Source organism: Streptomyces sp. NPDC016469 (assembly GCF_040632905.1).
In the GTDB taxonomy this organism is placed as follows: Bacteria; Actinomycetota; Actinomycetes; order Streptomycetales; family Streptomycetaceae; genus Streptomyces.
This window is the reverse complement of record NZ_JBEYCQ010000017.1, coordinates 144,883-160,848: the sequence shown is the minus strand read 5'-3', so window position 1 is coordinate 160,848 and position 15,966 is coordinate 144,883. Positions and strand designations below refer to the sequence as shown.

At 73.5% G+C, this 15,966-nt stretch carries 13 protein-coding genes; 4 read left to right on the top strand and 9 right to left on the bottom strand.

Translation table 11 applies throughout. The features are described from left to right. Position 1: 1 nt before the first annotated feature. The 5 genes from ABZ565_RS21095 to ABZ565_RS21075 form a co-directional block, all read right to left on the bottom strand. Entirely contained in the window at positions 2-700 is a 699-nt protein-coding gene (locus tag ABZ565_RS21095; RefSeq protein WP_361028872.1) for a hypothetical protein, read from the bottom strand. Positions 701-906: 206 nt separating this feature from the next. Then, positions 907-1,770 carry an ATP-binding cassette domain-containing protein gene (locus ABZ565_RS21090; protein WP_361028869.1) on the bottom strand — a complete coding sequence of 288 codons (864 nt, stop codon included), beginning with the start codon at positions 1,768-1,770 and terminating at the stop codon, positions 907-909. Further along, positions 1,767-3,503 (bottom strand): dipeptide/oligopeptide/nickel ABC transporter permease/ATP-binding protein, encoded by a 1,737-nt coding sequence (locus ABZ565_RS21085; RefSeq protein ID WP_361028866.1) that lies wholly within the window; start codon positions 3,501-3,503, stop codon positions 1,767-1,769. The genes ABZ565_RS21090 and ABZ565_RS21085 overlap by 4 nt, the downstream gene beginning before the upstream one ends. Then, complete coding sequence (locus tag ABZ565_RS21080; protein ID WP_361028863.1) at positions 3,500-4,441, bottom strand: ABC transporter permease; 942 nt, start codon at positions 4,439-4,441, stop codon at positions 3,500-3,502. The genes ABZ565_RS21085 and ABZ565_RS21080 overlap by 4 nt, the downstream gene beginning before the upstream one ends. Before the next feature lie 28 nt (positions 4,442-4,469). Then, a complete protein-coding gene (locus ABZ565_RS21075; RefSeq protein ID WP_361028860.1) occupies positions 4,470-6,005 on the bottom strand; it encodes an ABC transporter substrate-binding protein in 1,536 nt (511 codons plus the stop codon). 165 nt (positions 6,006-6,170) lie between these two features. Here ABZ565_RS21075 and ABZ565_RS21070 point away from each other — a divergent pair, with 165 nt between their 5' ends. After that, complete coding sequence (locus ABZ565_RS21070) at positions 6,171-6,803, top strand: helix-turn-helix domain-containing protein (protein WP_361028857.1); 633 nt, start codon at positions 6,171-6,173, stop codon at positions 6,801-6,803. 4 nt (positions 6,804-6,807) lie between these two features. Here ABZ565_RS21070 and ABZ565_RS21065 read toward each other — a convergent pair whose 3' ends face one another. Continuing rightward, a complete protein-coding gene (locus ABZ565_RS21065; protein WP_361028854.1) occupies positions 6,808-7,728 on the bottom strand; it encodes an SGNH/GDSL hydrolase family protein in 921 nt (306 codons plus the stop codon). A gap of 320 nt (positions 7,729-8,048) precedes the next feature. On the opposite strand from ABZ565_RS21065, the gene ABZ565_RS21060 reads away from it, so the two are divergent. Together ABZ565_RS21060 and ABZ565_RS21055 are read left to right on the top strand one after the other, a co-directional pair. After that, positions 8,049-10,343, top strand: a complete 2,295-nt coding sequence (locus ABZ565_RS21060) for a glycoside hydrolase family 3 C-terminal domain-containing protein (protein ID WP_361028851.1) — start codon at positions 8,049-8,051, stop codon at positions 10,341-10,343. Position 10,344: 1 nt separating this feature from the next. Continuing rightward, on the top strand, positions 10,345-11,436 hold the full coding sequence (locus ABZ565_RS21055; RefSeq protein WP_361028848.1) for a serine hydrolase domain-containing protein: 1,092 nt from the start codon (positions 10,345-10,347) through the stop codon (positions 11,434-11,436). A gap of 140 nt (positions 11,437-11,576) precedes the next feature. On the opposite strand, the gene ABZ565_RS21050 is transcribed toward ABZ565_RS21055, so the two are convergent. Then, positions 11,577-12,164 (bottom strand): TetR/AcrR family transcriptional regulator, encoded by a 588-nt coding sequence (locus ABZ565_RS21050; protein ID WP_361028845.1) that lies wholly within the window; start codon positions 12,162-12,164, stop codon positions 11,577-11,579. Positions 12,165-12,174: 10 nt separating this feature from the next. After that, on the bottom strand, positions 12,175-13,470 hold the full coding sequence (locus ABZ565_RS21045) for a family 1 glycosylhydrolase (RefSeq protein WP_361028842.1): 1,296 nt from the start codon (positions 13,468-13,470) through the stop codon (positions 12,175-12,177). Positions 13,471-13,707: 237 nt separating this feature from the next. Between ABZ565_RS21045 and ABZ565_RS21040 the strand changes: the two genes are divergently transcribed. After that, positions 13,708-15,276: a family 20 glycosylhydrolase gene (locus tag ABZ565_RS21040; protein ID WP_361028839.1), complete on the top strand. Its 1,569-nt coding sequence runs from the start codon at positions 13,708-13,710 to the stop codon at positions 15,274-15,276. A 10-nt stretch (positions 15,277-15,286) separates the two neighbouring features. Here ABZ565_RS21040 and ABZ565_RS21035 read toward each other — a convergent pair whose 3' ends face one another. After that, positions 15,287-15,961, bottom strand: a complete 675-nt coding sequence (locus tag ABZ565_RS21035) for a winged helix-turn-helix domain-containing protein (protein ID WP_361028836.1) — start codon at positions 15,959-15,961, stop codon at positions 15,287-15,289. Positions 15,962-15,966: the final 5 nt, after the last annotated feature.

Here is a 15,966-nt window from a genome sequence, read left to right as displayed (position 1 = left end):
GTTATGCCTCGTTGCGGGCACGGCGGCGTGCGGCTCGGCGGACCATGATCAGCCCGGCGGCGCCGGCGGCGCCGGCCGCCAGCGCGGCGGTGGTCGCGACATTCGAGTCGCTCTCGGAGCCGACGCTCTCCATGTCCGGGACGCCGCCGCCACCGGCGGGCACGCCGCCGGACGGCTGCTCGTAGCCCGAGTCGGAGTCCGAAGCGGCGGAGCCGCGCTCGCTGTTGTCCCCTGAGGCGTTGTTGCCCGGCCCGTTGTTGCCCGACCCGTTGTTGCCGGCCGGCTTGGTGCAGTCGACCTTGAACGTCTTGTCCTTCCGGCCGGACGGAACGATCCACACCAGCTGGTACGTGCCCTCGGGGAGCAGGTACTCCTGGCTGCGCGCCGAGCCGTTCACCAGGGGCAGGGTGCTGGCGAGGGTGTCCCCCGGGGGAACGGTCGGGGGCTGCGCGGTGATGGTCCACGGCACGGCCGGCATGTCGCCGAAGTTGCTGGCCTGGAGGACGAACTTGCAGACCTCGTTGCCGTCGCCGCCGCGCGCCACCCAGCCGCCGGAGCGGATGTCGATGTCGCCGCTGTCGCCGGGGGCGGCGAAGGCGGCCGAAGCCCCGCCCAGCGTGGCAGCGGCGGCGGCGACCGCGGCGGCCGCGACGGTGCCCGCGCGGACGCTGCGGGCACGGACAGAAGCGGAAATACGCATGCTGAACTCCTTCGAGCCGGGATGATTGTCGTACTGATCAATCGATCGACCTAAGAGATGCCATGACGCACGGGATAAATGCCGCGTAACACTCTGAAAAGTGCGACAAGTACCCTGAGTAGCCGATAGCCATCCGACCCGAAGAGCCCTCCGGACAGGCGAACGGGGCGCCCGGAAGCGCCCCGCCCCGATGCCCGCCGCGCAGGTCAGCCCGGCCCGGCCCCGGCCTCGGCCGCCGCGCGCCGTCTGCGCTGCTCGGCCACGTCCGCCACCGGCGAGGCGAGCAGCAGGGTGCGTGTGTAGGCGTGTCGCGGCTCGGAGGTGACCGTCGCGGCGTCGCCCGTCTCCACGATCTCGCCGCGATGGATGACCGACACGCGGTGGCTCATGAAGCGGACGACGGCCAGGTCGTGGGAGACGAAGAGGTACGCGACCCCCGTCTCCTCCTGGATCTCCAGGAGCAGGTCGAGCACCGTGCGCTGGGTCGTCAGGTCCAGCGCGGACACCGGCTCGTCGCAGATGACCAGCCGGGGGCGCAGGGCCAGCGCCCGGGCGATCGCCACCCGCTGCCGCTGGCCCCCGGAGAACTCCCGGGGCAGCCGGCCCGCCGCGTCGGACGGCAGATGCACCCGGTCCAGCAGCCCGGCGACCCTCCCCCGGGCCTCCCGCGCGCTCGTGCCCTGCCCGATCAGCGGCTCGGCGAGGGTGTCCCCGATGGTGCGGGACGGGTTCAGGGAGGTGTACGGGTCCTGGAAGATGACCTGGAGGTCGCGGCTGAGGGCCCTGCGGCGGCGGGCGTCGGCGTGCTCGATGCGCTCGCCGTCGAAGGTGACCGAGCCCGAACGCACCGGGACGAGCCCGAGGACCGCGCGGCCGATGGTGGACTTGCCGGAGCCGGACTCGCCCACCAGGCCCAGGGTCTCCCCGGGCCGGACGAAGAGGCCGACGCCCTTGAGGACCTCAATCTCCGGGGCGCGCCGCCCCTTGCCGGGGAAGGAGACCCGCAGGTCCCGCACGGTGAGCAGGGCGTCGTCGGGGGCGTCGGGGGCGGCCTCGGCGGGGGTCTTCATGCGGTGACGGTCCTTGCTTCTCGGGGCTGCCAGGGGGCGCGGGCCGGTGCGTCGTCGAGGACGGCCGCCAGCAGCGTGCGGGTGTACGGGTCCCGGGGCGCGCCGAGGATCTGTTCGGTGGTGCCGGTCTCCACGATGCGCCCGGCTTTCATCACGGCCACCCGGTCGCAGAGGTCGGCGACGACCCCGAGGTTGTGGGTCACCAGGAGGACGCCGAGGCCGCGTTCGTCGCGCAGCCGGCGCAGGAGGGCGAGCACTTCCGCCTGGACGCGCACGTCGAGCGCGGTGGTGGGCTCGTCGGCGATGAGGAGGTCCGGGTCGCAGGACATGGCGCCGGCGATCAGGACGCGCTGGGCCATGCCGCCGGAGATCTCGTGCGGATAGAGGCGCAGGGTGCGGTCCGGGTCGGGGATCTCGACCAGGCGCAGCAACTCCCGTGCCCGGTCGGCGGCTTCCTTGCGGCCCAGTCCGAGGTGGTGGCGTACGGGTTCCATGAGCTGGCTGCCGATGGTGAAGGCGGGGTCGAGATTGCTCATGGGTTCCTGCGGTACGTACGCGAGGGTGCGGCCGCGCAGCGCGCGGTGGTCGCGTTCCCGCATACCCGCCGTCTCCCGGCCGTTGACCGTGATGCTGCCGCGCGTGACGCGCCCGCCCTCGGGCAGCAGGCCCAGGACCGAGAAGGCCGTCTGGGTCTTCCCGGAACCGGACTCCCCGACCAGGCCCACGATTTCGCCGGGGCGCACATCGAGGTCGACGCCGTGCACGACCTCCTTGTCGCTGCCGTCGGGCCGGGCGTAGGCGACGCCGAGGCCGCGCACGGAGAGCAGTTCGGCGCGTGGGGCGGTGGACCCGGCGACCGGTTCCGGGTCCTCGGCGGGCTCGGAGCGCCGCCTGCGGGAGGGCCGGGGCGTCTGCTCCTCCAGGGCGTCGCGTACGGCTCCGGCGAGCAGGACGAGCGCGCAGTTGGTGAGGCCGAGGGCGAGGCCGGGCCAGAGGATGAGCCGGGGCGCGCGCTGGATGTTCTGGAACGCCTCGTTGAGCATGGCGCCCCAGGTCGCGGAGGACCCGCTGCCGATGCCGAGGAACTCCAGGCCGGCCTGGAGGGCGATCGCGATGCCCGCGACCAGCGCGATCTGGATGATGATGGGGCCGCGTACGACGGTCAGGACGTGCCGGGCGACGATGCGCGTGTCGGAGAGTCCGGAGACCTTCGCGGCGTCCACGTACAACTCGCCCCGCACATGGGCGACGATGCCGCGCACCAGGCGGAAGAAGCTGGGCGCCACCAGGACGCCGAGCACGATCATCAGGACGTGGACGTCCGGGCCGAGGATGGCGCGGGAGGCGAGCAGCACGACCATGGCGGGCAGGGCCATGACGAGGTTGACCGTCCAGTTGGCGGCGGAGTCGAACCAGCCGCCCCGGTACCCGGCGAAGAGCCCCGACGGCACACCGAGCACCACCGCGATGGCGAGGGCGAGCAGCGCGCCGCCCAGGGTGTTGCGCCCGCCGTACAGCACCCGGGCGAGGATGTCGCGCCCCGCCGAGTCCATGCCGAGGGGGTGCCCGCCGCTCGGCCCCGCGAACGCCTCGCTCAGCGACGAGGCACCCGGGTCCTGCGAGGCGATCACGGGTGCCAGCAGGACGGCCGCGACGATGATGAGGAGCAGGGCGGCGGAGAGGCCGCCCAGGGGGTTGCGCAGGACCCTGCGCAGGGTGCGGCCGGTACTCATGCGACCCTCGCCTTGGGGTTGAGCCAGCCGATCAGGATGTCGACCAGGAGGTTGATCAGGACGACGCCGACGACGGTGAGCATGACGAGCGCCATGATCACGGGGATGTCGCCGCGGGTGGTGTAGGTGACGGTCATGGAGCCGATGCCGGGGAGCCCGAAGATCTGCTCCACGAGGACGGCGCCGCCGAGCAGGCCGACGAACTGCATGCCGAGCACGGAGAGCGCGGGCGCCGACGCGTTGCGCAGGACGTGCTTGAACACGATGCGGGAAGCGGGCAGTCCGCGGGCGCGCAGGGTGCGTACGTAGTCCTGCCGCAGGGCGTCGATGACGGCGCCGCGCACCTGCTGGGAGACGCCCGCCACGGAGGCCACCGACAGCGAGAGCACCGGCAGGGTGATGGTGGACAGCCAGCCGCTGGGCGAGTCGGTGAACCCGGTGTAGCCGATGGCCGGGAACCAGCGGAGCCGTACCGCGAAGACCAGCACCAGGACCAGGGTGAGCAGGAATCCCGGCAGGGCGTACCCCACCACGCCCAGCACCTGCACGAAGCGGTCGGCGGCTCCGCGCCGCACCCCGGCCCACACGCCCAGCAGGAAGGCGAGGACCGTGGTGACGGCGGTGACGCCGAGCATCAGGCTGGCCGTGACCGGGAGGCGGTTGCCGACGGCCTGGCCCACGTCCTCACTCGTGAACCAGGAGGTGCCGAGGTCGCCCCGGACGGCGTGGGACAGCCAGCTCCCGTACTGCTGGAGCACCGGGTCGTCCAGGCCCAGCGACGCGTTCTTGGCGTCGATGGCGCTCTGGGACGCGCTCTCGCCGAGCAGTTGCCGGCCCACGTCGATGTGCGGGACGGACAGCAGCAGATAGGTGAGGAAGGAGATCACGACCAGGAGCACGGCTCCGGAGGCGATCCTGCGGGCGATGAAGTTCAGCATGACACTCGGTATCCGTCGGCGCGGGGCGCTACTTGGCGGGCGCGTAGTTGTAGATCGAGGGGACGGCCATGCCGGACTGGGGTGCGATCTTCACGGTGCCGTCCGAGACGTGCAGGTAGCTCATCCGGTAGAAGGGGACGAACCACGCGTCCTCGACCAGGTGCTGGTTGAGTTCGCGCGCGGCCGACTTCGCCTCGGCCTGGCCGCCGGCCTTGAGGGCGGGCAGCAGCTTCCGCGTCACCTTGTCCGTGGTGCCGAACATGTTGAAGGCGCCCGGGGTGACCAGCTCGTCGGCCGCCGCCCAGTCGGAGGTGGACTGGCCCATGTTCATGACCATGCCGGAGTAGAGGCGGTCCTTGAACACCTTCTGGACGGCCGAGGCGCCGTCGAGCGTGTCCCAGACCAGCTTCACGCCGATGGCCTTGAAGTCCGACTGGAGCGAGGCGGCGAGCGCGTCGTTGACGATCGCCGTGATCCTCGGCAGCTTCAGCGTGAAGCCCTTCGCGTAACCGGCCTGCTTGAGCAGGGACTTGGCCTTGGCGGGGTCGTGCGCGTAGTAGCTGTCCAGCTTCTTGTCGTACGCCTGGGTCTCGGGGCCGAAGACCTGTGAGGTGGTCCGGCCGCGCTTCTGGCGGATGCGGTCGAGCATCGTCTCGCGGTCCAGGGCGTAGTTGAGCGCCTGCCGCACGCGCGGGTCGCTCAGGGCGGGGGTGATCTTGCCGTCGCGGTCGAACAGCAGCAGCCCCTGGAAGTCGAACTCCTGCTTCTCCGTCTTGACCTTCGGGTCGGACTCGACGGCGATCTGCTGGTCGGCGGTCTGCAGGAGCGCCGCGTTGATCTGCCCGGTCTTGAGGCCGTTGGTGATCGCGGTCTCGTTGTCGAAGAAGCTGAAGGTGACGTTCTTGTACGGAAGTTCCTTGCCCCAGTAGTCGGCGTTGCGGGTGTAGGACCACTTGGTGCCGACGGTGGTACGCGTCTTGTCGAGGCGGTACGGGCCGGTGCCGTCCGGGGTGGTCTTGAGGCTGTCGCCCTTCGTGAACTGCTTGGGGTTGGCCATGAGGCCGGGTGCGTCGCTGAGGTAGAACTCCATCGCCGGGTTGGGCTGCTTGAGCTTCAGCGTGACGTGGGCGGCGTCGGTGACATCGACGGCCTCCAGGTCGTTCAGCCACTTCGCGGAGGCGCCGCCGCCCTTCTGGAAGCGCTCCAGGTTCGCCTTGACCGCGGCGCCGTCGAAGACGGTGCCGTCGGCGAACTTCACGTCCTTGCGCAGGGTCAGCACGAGTCGCGTGCGGTTCTTGTCGTACGTCCACTCCGTGGCGAGCATCGGCCTGAAGGTGCCGTCGGGTTCGCGCTTGATGAGGGTGTCGTACACGGCCTGGAAGTACGGCAGGGCGCTGCCGGTGGCGACGGCGGGGTCCAGGCTCTGCGGGAGGGTCATCGTCGCGATGTTCAGCGTGGACGATCCGGCGCCCGCGGCGCCGCCGTTGTCGCCGGCGCATCCGGCGAGGATGAGCGAGGCCGCGACGCAGGCGGCAACCGTCGCGGTTCGGGCAGTTCTGCTCATGTCTTTCGCTCCGTCTGGAGAGCCGGGGGCACCGCCCCGGCGAAGATTGCCGGTGAGCCTACACACGGAATTAACCACTTGGTAGGTTTTTGCTCGGTGGAATTAACCAGCCGGTAAGTTCCGCAGGGCACCCCCGAGGACCGACCGCGGCAGGAGACTTCCGACGTGACCGACCCCGCTCCCGAGGCGCCCCGACGGCTGTCGAAGGGCGAGCGCACCCGCGCCCGCGTCCTGGACTCCGCGACCGAACTGTTCGCCCGCTCGGGCTTCCTCGCGGTCTCGCTGCGCGACATCGCCGCCCACGCCGGACTCACCCACGCCGGGGTGCTGCACCACTTCCCCGGTAAGGAGGCCCTGCTCCTGGACGTGCTGAGCCGTCGGGACGAGCTGGACGCCCGCCGCCTGTTCCCCGGCATGCTCGCCCCGGGCGATCCGGAGCCGGAGCCCGCGGAGCGGCTGCGCCTGCTGCTCGACGTGGTCACCCGCAACGCCCGGACGCCGGGGCTGGTCGCGCTGTACGCGAAGCTGTCGACGGAGGCGTCCGATCCGGAGCACCCCGCCCACCTGTACTTCGTACGGCGCTACCAGGTCCTGCGCCGGGAGATGACCGGCCTGCTGGCGGAGCTGTTCGCGGCGGCCGGCGTCCGGGAGGACCCGGCGGCCGCGGCCCAGCAGTTGCTCGCCCTGCTGGACGGGCTCCAGACGCAGTGGCTGCTGGAGCCGGACGCGGTCGACATGGCGGAGCAGGTCCGCGCCTTCCTCCGCCGCTACGGCGTGGCGGCGGAGGAAGGCGGCTGAGGCGTCAGCGACCGAGGGCGGCGAGGACGGCATCGGCCGTGCTCCTGTGTCCGGAGGCGTTCGGGTGGAAGCCGGCGCCCTCGGCCGAGTCGGCCGGTTCGATCCAGCGCACCCCCGCGGCCCGGCAGGCGTCGTGCCCGACGGACGGGCCGTAGGTGTCGACGTAACCCGCACTGTGCGCCCCGGCCCGCTGCGCCATCATCGCGTCGAGCTGCTTCTCCTTGTCCCGGACCCAGCCGAAGTCGCCTTCGGCGAGCGGGATCGTGGCGCGGCAGGAGCTGCCGTCGTCCGGCAGCAGCGACGGGTAGCCCACGAGCAGGACCCGGGCCTGCGGCGAGCGGGCGTGGATCGCGTCGAGCACCGCGTCGAGCTTCGGTGCGGTGGCGTTGATACGGGAGCCGATCTGGTCGGTGCCGAACAGGGTGAAGCTGCTCTTGCAGGGCGAGCCGTGCGGCGCGAGGTAGCCGACCAGGACGCACCGGGTGATGACGCCGGCCAGGTCGAGGTCGTTGCCGCCCACGCCCAGGGTGACCAGGGTGGTGTCGGGGCGCAGCGCGTCGAGCTGGGGCGCCACGGCGTCCTGCGGACCGGCCATGTGCGTGGTGTCGGCCCCGGCGCAGGTGACGTCGGTGAACGACGCGGCACCGACCGCCGCCGCCACGAGCGACGGGTAGTTGCGGTCGGAGCGGCCGCAGACGGTGTCGGTCTGCTGCGGGATGCCGAGCCCGGAGCTGTACGAGTCGCCGAGCGCCACGTACCGGACGGGCTCGCCGGACGCCGGGGCGGCCGGGGCGGCGACGCCGGGCGCGGCGGCGCCCGCCAGCAGCGCGGCGGCGGCCGCCGCCGCGAGGGCCAGGCGCGGGGCGCGGGCCGGGTGGTCCGCCTCTCGGCGCGCGGGGGTGGTCGACCGACCGGATACCGACATGACCGTTCCTCGATTCATGGGAGTGCGGGGCGATTCACGGGAGTGCGGGGCCGATGAGGCGGTCGGCAGCAGGGAGCTCATCGGAGCGGACCGCCCGAGCTCGAAAACCGTACGATGATCGGTTTCTGGCCGTCAAGAGCCGCGTCCGAAATGGAATCCAGCCGATCGAGGGGGTCCCGCACGCCGCGCGCGGGGACCCTTGACACCAAAAACCGATCACCATACGTTTTTGGGTCGCATGCCGTCTTGCCCCGATTCGCTCCACCGGACGGCCCTCGCCCCGGCCCCGCCCCCTTCACGGAAGCCCGACAGGTACTCGTATGACTCAGCGATCCGCACCCCGCCCCTCCCCCGCCACCGGCCTCCCGCTCGCCGAGAAAGCCGCCCTGACCAGCGGTTCCGGGGACTTCGTCAGCGAGGGGTCCGAGGCGGCCGGGGTGCCCGCCGTCCGGATGTCCGACGGCCCGCACGGGCTGCGGCTGCCCCGCGAGAGCGGCGACGGCGGCCAGCTCGACCTGCACAGCGCGGCACCCGCCACCTGCTTCCCGCCCGCCGTCGCCCTGGGCAGCAGCTGGAACCCGGGGCTGGCCGAGGAGGTCGCCGCCGCCATCGCGGCCGAGGCGGTGGCGCACGGCGTCCACGTGGTGCTCGGACCGGGCATCAACATCAAGCGGTCACCGCTGTGCGGCCGGAACTTCGAGTATTTCTCCGAGGACCCGCTGGTCTCGTCGGAGCTGGGCGGCGCGATGGTGCGCGGGCTCCAGAACGCCGGGGTCGGGGCGTCCCTCAAGCACTACGCGGCCAACAACCAGGAGACCGACCGGATGCGGGTCAGCGCCGACATCGACGAGCGCCCGCTGCGCGAGATCTATCTGCGCGCCTTCGAACGCGTCGTCCGCCGCGACGGCCCCTGGTCCGTCATGGCGTCCTACAACGGCCTCAACGGCGTGCCCGTGGCGCAGAACACCCGCCTGCTCACCGAGATCCTGCGCGACGAGTGGGACTTCGACGGAATCGTCGTCTCCGACTGGGGCGCGGTACGCGACCGGGTCGCCGCCCTCCGCGCCGGCCTCGACCTCCAGATGCCGGGCCCCGGCGGGCACACGGACCGCGAGGTGGCCGCCGCCGTGGAGTCCGGTGCGCTGGACGAGGCGGTGCTCGACCGGACCGTCGAACGGCTCGCCCTCTTCGCCGACCGCGCGACGGGCGGCGCCGGGAAGCCCGGAACGTTCGACGCGGACGCCTCGCACCGCGTCGCCGGGCGGGCCGCCGACCAGTGCGTGGTGCTGCTGAAGAACGCCGACGCGCTGCTGCCGCTGGACCCGGCGCGCGGCAGCCTGGCGGTCATCGGCGAGTTCGCCCGTACGCCGCGCTTCCAGGGCGCGGGCAGCTCGCAGGTGACGCCCACCCGGCTCGACGTCCCGCTGGACAGCCTGCGCGAGCTGGCCACGGGCGCGGAGGTGCGGTTCGCCGCCGGGTACGCGCTGCCCGGCGCGGAGGACGGCCCGGCGGACGCCGAACTCGCGGACGAGGCCGTGCGGCTGGCGGAGACGTCGGACACGGCGGTGCTGTTCCTGGGCCTGCCGGCGCAGGACGAGTCCGAGGGCTTCGACCGCGACCACCTGGACCTGCCCGCCGCCCAGACCGAGCTGCTGCGGCGGGTCCTGGACGTCAATCCGCGCGCGGTCGTGGTGCTGTCCAACGGCGGTGTCGTCCGCACCTCGCCCTGGCAGGACCGGGTGCCGGCCCTCGTGGAAGGGTGGCTGCTCGGCCAGGCGGGCGGCGGCGCGCTCGCCCGCGTCCTGTTCGGCGCGGTCAACCCGTCCGGAAAGCTGACGGAGACCGTCCCGCTGCGGCTTGAGGACTCCCCGAGCCACCTCTCGTTCCCCGGCGAGGAGGGCAGGGCCCGGTACGGCGAGGGGATCTTCGTCGGATACCGGGGGTACGACGCACAGCGCCGCGAGGTCGCGTTCCCGTTCGGTCACGGCCTGTCGTACACGACGTTCGGCTACGAGGACCTGGCCGTGCGGGCGGACGGCGACGGCTTCCGCGTCACGCTGACGGTCACCAACACCGGCACGGTCGCCGGGCGCGAGGTCGTGCAGATCTACGTGGGCGGGCCGGACGGCTCACGCGTCCTGCGGCCCGTACGTGAACTGCGGGGCTTCGCCTCGGTGTTCCTGGAGCCGGGCGCGAGCGCCGAGGTGGCCGTGCGCGTGGCGCGGCACGACCTGGCGTACTTCAGCGAGCGGGAGGACGGCTGGAAGGTCGAGGGCGGCCGCTACCGCTTCGAGGCCGGCGCCTCCTCGCGCGACATCCGCGCCCGCGTGGAGACCGAGGTGGAGGGCGATCCCTCGGGGCTGCGGCTGACCGGGCGCAACACCCTCGCCGAGTGGTTCGAGCACCCGGTGGGGGGCCCGCTGCTGACGGAGGCGTTCGCGAAGGTCCGTACGGACGCCTCCTCGGGCGCGCTGGCCGATCCCGTGATGCGGCGGTTCCTCGCCGGGGTGCCGCTCGACGTGATCGCCGAGTTCCCGCAGAGCCCGCTGGCCCCCGAGAGCCTGCCCGCCCTGGCGGACGAGGTGGAGGCGCGCATGGAACAGCGGGAGGGCTGAGGTGCTCACCGGCTGGGTGGCACCGGGCTGGGAGCCCGTCCGCGCCGCGTTCGTACGCGGTTGCGCCGACGACCCCGGCGCGGCGCAGCTGGCCGTCCACCACCACGGACGCCCGGTGGTGGACCTCGCCGCCGGTCCGCCCGGCTTCGGGACGGACTCGGTCGGCGTCCTGATGTCGGTGACCAAGGGCCTCGTCGCGGTCTGCGCCCACCTGCTGAGCGAACGGGGCGACCTGGACCTCGACGCGCCCGTGGCCCGCTACTGGCCGGAGTTCGCCGCCGCGGGGAAGGCCGGCACGACGGTGTCCGACCTCCTCACGCACCGGGCGGGGCTGCCCGCGTTCGCGGCCGGCCCTGCGGGGTGCGGGCTGCCCGGGCTGCTCGACCGGGACGCCCGGGTGGACGCCCTGGCGGCGATGCGGCCGGTGTGGGAGCCGGGCACGGCGTGCCTGTACCACGCGCTGACGTACGGGCACCTGGTCGGCGAGGTGGTGCGCCGGGTGTGCGGGCGGAGCGTCGGGGCGTTCTTCGCCGCCGAGGTGGCGGAGCCCTTGGGGCTCGACCTGTGGATCGGACTGCCGGCGCGGGAGGAACACCGGTTCGCCCCGCAGTACGCCGTACACCCCGACCCCACGCCGGAGCAGGTCGCCGGCTTCCTCGCCGGGCTGGGGCTCGCCCCGGACGCGCCGCTGTCCCTCGCGCTGCGGGCGTCGCAGGCGGAACTGGCGGCGGCGGTGGAGGGGCTGACGACCCGCGAGGGGCGTGCGCCGAGCTGCCCGGCGCCGGCGGGATCGGCAACGCCCGCTCGCTGTCCCGGCTGTACGCGGCGCTCATCGGGTCCGTGGACGGGGTGCGGCTGCTGTCCCCGGCCACGCTGGAACGGGCGGTCGTCCCGCACGACGACGTGCCGCCCCCGCCTCCGCTCGACGGCGGCGACCCGGCGGGCCGCTCCCGCTTCGGGCTCGGCTTCGAGCTGCCCCGGAAGGGGCTGCCGATGCTGGGCGCCGGTTCGTTCGGGCACGCGGGGGCGGGCGGGCGGCTGGGGATGGCGGACCCGGGCAGCGGTCTCGCCGTGGGGTACGTGTGCACGGTGATGGCCTGGGAACCGGCGGCCGGACCGGATCCGCGCTGGACGGACTGGACGGAGGCGGTGACCGCGACGGCGGCGGCGCTCTGACCCGTACGGGAAAAGGGGGAGGGGCGGCGCGCCCGGGCGCCGCCCCTCCCGCGCTGTTCAGGCCTCTTCGGGCGCCGTGCGCGGGTCGAGGACGGCGAGCAGGTCCTCGATGGGCTGCTCCATGTCCGTCGACCGGTCGATCAGCCACTGCAGCTGGATGCCGTCGGCCACGGCGACCAGGAGCACGGCCAGCCGCTCCGGGGGGATCGCGGAGCTGATCCGCCCCTCCGCGACCCCGTCCCGGACGAAGTCCGCGACGCGTTCACGCACCACGGGGTAGCGCTCGGCGAAGTGGGCGTGGGCGGGGTGGGCCGGGTCGCTGGCGGCGGCGGCCATCGAGACGAACAGCTCGACCAGGCCGGGCGTCTTCGCGCCCTCCCGGATGATCTCGCGGTAGCCGTACGGATCGGCGCGCTCCACCTGCCGGGCCCGCGCGGTCTCGTCACGCATCCGCAGGACCTGGGTGAGCAGGTCCTCCTTGGAGTCGAAGTAGTGCATCAGCCCGGGCAGGCTGAGGCTGCACTTCGCCGCCACCTTCCGCAGGGAGGTACCCCGGTACCCCTCGGCGGCGAAGATCTCCAGTGCCGCGTGCAGGATCTCGCTGCGCTTGGCCTCGCCCTTCTCGTACGGGCCCCGTTTCGCCATGCCGGTCACCCTAACGCGAGGACGGGGCGGCCACCGACCCGAGCGGGGCCGCGGCGGGCAGCCGGCGGTCCCGGGACAGGCCGCCCAGCCAGCGCGCCGATTCCTTGGGCGTCCGGGCGAAGGTGTCGCGGTCGACCGCGATCAGCCCGAACGTCGGCCGGTAGCTCCCCCACTCGTAGTTGTCGAGGGCGCTCCAGTGCAGATAGCCGCGGACGTCGACGCCCTCGGCCATCACCTCGGCGAGGCTCGCCAGGGCGCGGGCGGTGTAGGCGATGCGGCGCTCGTCGTCGTCGGTGGCGATGCCGTTCTCGGTGACCACGATCGGCACGTGCGGGCCGACGACCTCCGCCGTGTGCCGCACCGCGTCCCCGAGCGCCTCGGGGTAGAACTCCCAGCCGGTGAGCGTCAGTTCGGTTCCTGGGGGCGGGGGCAGGGTGCCGTCGGGGCCGATGCGGTGGCGGGTGTACGCCTGGACGCCGATCCAGTCGTCCTCGCGGGCGGCCTCCAGGAAGACGTCCTCGCGGGGCCGGGCGTAGGCGGTCGCGGCGGACTCGCAGCCCGGCTCGGCCTGGTAGACCTGGTTGGCCACGGTCCAGCCGACCTGGACGCCCGGCACGGTGTCCTTCAGCGCGGCGGTGGCGGCCCGGTGGGCGCGGATCAGGGCCTGGATCACCTCGGGGTCCGGGACGAAGGAGGCCGGGTCGACGGCGGCGGCCCCGGCCTCGCGGGCGGCGTTGGCCCCGTGCGCGACGCTCTCCCAGCCGTGCTCGGCCGCGTGGCGCTTCAGGGCGTACATCAGGGCCATGATGTTGGGCTCGTTGATGGTGGCGACATGGCGGACGCCCGCGCGCAGGATGCCGGCGCAGGTGCGCGCGTAGACCGCGAACAGTTCGTCGGCGCCGGGGGCCGTCCAGCCGCCGAGGTCGCTGAACCACCGGGGCGAGGTGAAGTGGTGGAGGGTCACGACCGGGGTGAGTCCGCGTTCCAGCGCGCCGCGCACCATGGCCCGGTAGTGCTCGACGGCGGCGCGCGAGACCCGGCCGCGCTCCGGTTCGACACGCGCCCACTCGATGCCGAACCGGTAGGAGTCGAAGCCGAGTTCGCGCAGCAGGTCCATGTCCTCGGGCCACCGGTGGAAGCTGTCCGCTGCGTCCCCGCTGGGCTCCTGGACGAAACTCCCGGGGCGGTTCTCCAGGCTCCACCAGTCGCTGGAGACGTTGTTGCCCTCGACCTGGTGGGCCGAGGTCGACGCCCCCATGAGGAAGCCTTCCGGCAGGGCGAAACCGGGTCCGGCCTCGTGCACCATCGGGTTCTCCTTTCGCCCGGAGGCGGGCCGTTCGCCCCCTCCGCGAAAAACGTTCATTGATCGGTTTTCGTGTTAGCGTACAGGTGGCAGCGGTACGGGAGAAGAGGCGGCCGGTCCGGTCCCACTCCGGCACCGAATGCCCGGGGGGCCGGGCCCGCCGGACCTGACACCGTTGGCTCCGGCCCCCTGGCCCACCGGTCCCACCGGTCCCACCGGTCCCACCGCAGGGAGTAGCCCGTGAACGCCGTCATTCCGCACGCCGCCGCCCGACCGTCCTCCCCGGCCGGCACACTGCCCGCCGCCGGCCCCTGGCACGTACGGGCGGCCGACCCGGCGCTGGCGGAAGTCGCCGCGACCGTAGGGGCGCTGCTCGCCCCGCACCTGCCGGACGGGCCCGCCGGGACACCCCGCGCCCTGGTCCTCGGCCTGGACGAGGTGGTGTCCGAGCCGCCCCTCGGGCTCGCCCCCGACGGCGGCGCGGACCCGGTGGACGAGGGCTACCGGCTCCGCGTGGACGCCGATGGCATCACGTGCCACGGCCGCACACCGGCGGGGGTGTTCCGGGGCGCGACCACGGCCCTCCAGCTCATCGCCGCGGCCCGCGGCACCGGCGAACTCCCTTTCCAGGAGCTGACGGACGCCCCGCGCTACGCCTGGCGCGGCCTCATGGTCGACCCGGCCCGCAGCTTCCTCACCCCGGACGAGGTGCGCCGGATCATCGACCTCGCCGCGCTCTACAAGCTCAACGTGCTGCACCTGCACCTCACCGACAACGAGGGCTGGCGCATCGGGCTGCCCGGCATCCCCGCCCTGACGGCACCGGGCACGGAGTTCTACACGGCGGCCGAATACCGCGCGCTCCAGGAGTACGCGACCCGGCGGTTCGTCACCGTCGTCCCCGAGATCGACCTGCCGGGCCACTGCGCGACGCTCCGCGCCGCCGTGCCCGGACTCCCCCCGGCCCCCGCCCCGCCCGGTCTCGCGGACCGCTTCCCGTTCGTGCCCCCGCTCGACCTGACCGACGAGGCGACCCGCGCCGCCGTGGCCCGTGTCCTCGCCGAGGTCTGCGCGCTGACGACCGGCCCCTACGTGCACATCGGCGCCGACGAGGCGTTCGGCGCCACCCCGGAGAGCTTCGACGCCTCCGTACGCGAACTGCGCGCGCTCGTCCGCGAGCTGGGCAAGCGCCCGGTCGCCTGGCAGGAGTCCTCACGCGCCGGGATCGGGACCGAGGACATCGCGCAGTACTGGGTGGACGTGGAGATGATGGACCTCCCGGACACGGCGGAGGGGCTGGCCGCCCGCCCCGAACTCGTGGCCGCCGGGCGGACCGTGGAGATCATCGCGGCGCTGAAGAGGTTCTTCGCCCCCACCGACGACGACCTCCGCCGCACCGTCGAGGGCGGCGGGCGCGTCCTGCTCTCCCCGCAGTCCCACCTCTACCTGGACCGCCCGTACGCGACGGAGTTCGCCCCGCCCGAGCAGTCCGCCGAGGCCGCCCGGCTCGGCTTCGACGGATACCGCCCCCTGGGCGTCCGCCACACGGCGGCATGGGACCCGGGCGCCCACGCGATCCCGGACGCGAACGTCGCGGGCGTGGAGGCCACGGTGTTCGCCGAGAAGTTCAAGGGCTTCGAGGACGTCTCCGTACTCCTGCTGCCCCGGCTGCCCTCGGTCGCGGAGGCCGCGTGGTGCGGGCGCGCGCCCGAGTGGGGCGAGTACCGCGAGCGCCTGGCCCACCACGGCCGCGTCTGGGCCGACCGGGGCCTGCCCTATTTCGCCTCCACGGAGGTGGACTGGCGCTGAGGACCGCCCCTCACGCCTCCACCCCGAGCAGTTCCCCGAACGCCGTGCTCCCCTCCGGTGTCACCTTCACCGCGCGCCCGGAGCCGACGCGGCGGACCCACCCGCGTTCCAGGGCCGCCGTGCACAGCGCCGCGCCCAGGGCGCCGGCGAGGTGGGAGCGGCGCTCGGTCCAGTCCAGGCAGGTACGGACGAGGGGGCGCCGGGTCCCGGCGGGCTGCCGGTAGTCCAGGGTGTCGGCCAGCCAGTCCCGGCCCGCCGGGGTGACCGTGATCCCGGAGCCGGTGTCGACCAGGCCGCGCGCGCACATCGCGTCCGCCAGGTCCACCCCGAGCCGCCCCGCCAGATGGTCGTAGCAGGTGCGCGCCCGGGCCTCGGCGTCGTGGCGGACCGAGGCGCGCAGGGTGCGCGGGCGGGCCGTGCCGGGGGCGTACGCGGCGAGCGCCTCGGTCAGCGCGGCCGCCTCCGGGCCCGCGAGCCGGACATAGCGGTGCCGGCCCTGGCGCTCCTCGGCCAGCAGGCCGCCGGCCACGAGGCGGGAGATCTGCTCGCTGGCGGTGGACGCGCCGACGCCCGCGTGCCGGGCCAGCTCACCGGACGTCCAGGCACGCCCGTCGAGCAGGGCCTCGCAGAAGGCGGCGCGGGTGCGGTCGGCGAAGAGAGCGGCGGTGTCGGCGAGGGAGGACATGCCTC